The organism is Paenibacillus agaridevorans, from assembly GCF_003112455.1.
Lineage (GTDB): Bacteria > Bacillota > Bacilli > Paenibacillales > Paenibacillaceae > Pristimantibacillus > Pristimantibacillus agaridevorans.
The window spans coordinates 530,053-533,487 of record NZ_BDQX01000458.1 but is presented as its reverse complement, the minus strand read 5'-3'; the positions used below and the strand labels follow the sequence as shown (position 1 = coordinate 533,487).

At 60.2% G+C, this 3,435-nt stretch carries 1 protein-coding gene; it reads right to left on the bottom strand.

What is annotated here, in order from left to right; translation table 11 throughout:
• Window positions 1–3,435 (bottom strand): glucoamylase family protein (locus PAT3040_RS39430; protein WP_305778802.1); only part of this gene is annotated, 3,435 nt, incomplete at both ends.

Genomic DNA, 3,435 nt, shown 5'->3' with positions numbered 1-3,435 from the left:
GCGTTCGCCCCCGCTGACGGCGTCAGCGTCCAAACCAGACCCGACTCTTCGTCCCGCAAGAAGCCGAGCTCGCCGGGCGGGTCGAGAACTGGGTCATTGGACCACGGAGTCAGCTTGCATTCCCGACTGTTGCGCCAGAATGTATAACCCGTGCCAAGTTCCGATACGATGGCTCCGAACCCGGGATTGGACAGAACATTGATCCATGGCGCGGGAAGATGATTGCCGCCTTTGATCAAAAGCTTGTATTGCTTGCCGTCCGCCGCGAATCCGCCCCAGCCGTTGTAGAACAAGACATCCTTGGGGTCGAGGGAGACGCTGCCGGAAGACTCCCCGGGATTCTGCGAAAAGTCTTCGCGAGTCGGGAGCGTCGCAGATTCGGGATCTTCGGCAGCTATTGCGCCAGCGCGAGCTTTCCTGCCAGGGCCGCGTTCCGCGGCTCGCTTTAAGCCTCGTGAGCCTTCGCCGGCCTCGCCGCTGCGGCGAAGCAGCTTTAACTGCACGGCCAAGGATGGTCCGTTCGCCTTCAACGTCAATCGTGCGACGGCAAGAATGAGCGTCAGATTGTCCGCCGACAGCTGCTTGGCCGGGAGTACGACTATGCTGCCATGACCGGCTCCGAATCGGTCTACGCCGTGCTCAACCGCCCGGCTAAGCGCGTCCTGCAGTTCCTGTTCGTATCCCTCCTCTGATCCGTTGAGGAGAGCGAGATCGAAACGGATGCCGAGTCTGCGCAAATATTCATGTCCCGCCAGCAGCTTCATAATAAAAGGCATCCGACTCCGACTGTCGATCTCCGCGGCGACGAGAGGTCTGTCGCCAGAGATGCCGAATGCCCAGAGGCCTGGCTGCCCTTTGACATTAGCCTCGATCCGCTGGGCCCGCTCGCCGCTGAGGGGCGGCGTATAAAGCACTTGGGCGGCCAGCCGCTGGAAGACAAAGGCGTCCGCAAGCTCCAGGCCGAGACTGCGCAGCTCGATGCGGCTGCGAGTCCAGGCAAGCTGGAAGGCCCGCTCCACCGTTTGAGACTTCGTCAGGCTCGTGGCCCCGTCCAAGGCGGCTTCCCTAGTCGCAGCCACGGAGGTCACCGCGTAAAGAACGACTTGTCGCCCCGGCTCGATCCCGACGCGCCTGCGCATAACGAAGGCGGGATCGGCGACGGAGCCCGTCTTCCCCTTAAGACGAGTCCGAATGCTTTGGGGCTCCTCGAGCTGATAACCTCGACCGATAAACGCCATGCGGTCGGTTTCGAACTCCAACCCGCCAACCGTCGTTCCTTCCGCGCTGAGGGAGTGGGCGGCCCATAACGCTTGTTCCTTCGCCTCTCTTTTGCGGCGGCTGGCAACGAGACAGCCGCTGCTCTCCTCATAGGCGGTACGAATGAACAGCTTGCTGAATGCGGTGTGGGCCTCGTCCGCGATGGGGTTCGCCAGGGCGAGCTCCACGAAGGTGGTTACTTCCAGCAGCTTGGGCTCGCTGCCGTTGTTCGTCAGCGTAATGCGCCGGACCTCGGCGTCGCTCTCGGGCGATACGCATATTTCCATCCGGGCGGAAACTTCGTCGAAGCTTTGCTCGAACGTCGCTTTGTCCGGCTCGAACCGGACGCGAAGATCCTGCATATCCGTACGGCAAGGCTGGAAGGAGGGGGACCACACGCTCCCTGACGAGACATCCCGAATGTAGATGAAGGTGCCCCATGAATCACGCACGGGATCTTCTCTCCAGCGCGATACGAGCAAACCTTCATAGCTGCTGTATCCGCTGCCGCTTGCCGTAACGACGGTGCTAAAGCGCCCGTTGGATAATACGCATGCTTCCGGAGCGGCCGTATGCGGCGATTTGAATTCGCGAACAGGCTCGTTCGCCGTTTCCTTCGTCTCGCGCTCTTCCCGCAGCCGATGCAGGGAGGGATGGCGGATCAGCTTGGTGCGGCCCGGTATCCGTTCCTGCAGCAGCAGCTCGGCGGCGCGAACCTCCTTGTTGCGATGAAAGCGGTCGATCATGGATTGCGGCAGCAGCAGGTTCGACAAGGTGAGCATGCTCATGCCTTGATGATGCGCCATAAAGCTCAAAATGACGGCGTGTTTGCCGTCCTGCTTGAGCCGGCGTGGAGTAAAGTCCAGCGCTTCATAATAACCGTACTGGCCTCGTCCTCCGAGCTTTTCCATTTGGCCCAGCGCAAGCATCCCTTCGGCGGGAGCGTAAGGAAGGGCCATAATCGTGGCATATGGCGCCAGAACGAGATCCTGCTCCAGACCGCGCTTGAAGCCCAGTCCCGGCACGCCAAATGCACGGTACTGATAATTCAATTGATGATCGAAGGCGAAGTAGCCCGACTCGGATATGCCAAATGGCACGCGGCGCTCCTTGGCGTATTGGATCTGGCGGTTGACAACGGCCTTGTAGGTACTGTCCCAGACGGTATTCCGATAGGTGCGCATAAGCAGCCATGGCATCATATATTCGAACATCGTGCCGGACCACGAGAGCAATGCAGGTTTCCCGGAAACCTTGGTCATCGTCCTGCCAAGCGCGTTCCAATGCGAGACGGGAACCTGTCCCATGGCGATTGCGACGAAGCTTGCCTGCCGCGCTTCCGAAGCCAGCAGGTCATACAAAACCTCGTCGCGCTCGCGTCTGGTGACGTGGTAGCCGAGCGAGAACAGGTTGCTTCGCGGATCGTAAAGCGCACGGAAGTCCGTATCCCGCGCAAGAGCATCGATTCGCGCAAGCAAACGATTGCCGCGGCTCATCAGCTCGGAGCCTCCCCGCGAGCCTAGCTCGCCGGCGAAAGCGACCTCGAAGCGTCCGCCCCCGTAACGGCCGGACTCTTGCTGACGAGTCCCCTCGGCGTTGCCGCCCCAGTCCGCCTGCATCCATTCCAGCAGACCTTCCTTAACCGCTATAAGCGAGGCGACCAGATTGCCGGAATCCACTGTCGAGACATACACGGGCTGCAGAGGAGCAAGGGACTCCGTATCATACCAATTAAAGAGATGGCCTTCCCACTTCTCCATGCGTTCCATCGTCCCGATCGTCCGCTCCAGGCGCACGATAAGACCTTCCGTATCGATAAAGCCGAAGTCTCTGGCCGCGACCGCGCATAACGCGTACATCCCGATATTGGTAGGGGAGGTCCGGTGAGCGATGCCTCGGTCCGGTTCGATCTGGACATTGTCAGGCGGGAGCCAATTGTCTCTCTCCGTCACGTAATCCTCGTAAAAGGACCAAATATCGCTGGCCAGCTTAAAAAGCTCTTGGTGTTGTTTTTCCGAGAAACCGGACTCCGCGCGTTCGGGAGAGCCGTCGAGCCATTTCACGACGAGCGGAGCGGCACACCACAACAGCGCCAAAACGAGACCGATCGTCGTTGCAGCGGACGATATCCCCGGCGCAATCAGCACGCTTGCGGCCATAAGTGCGGTCAGCACGTAA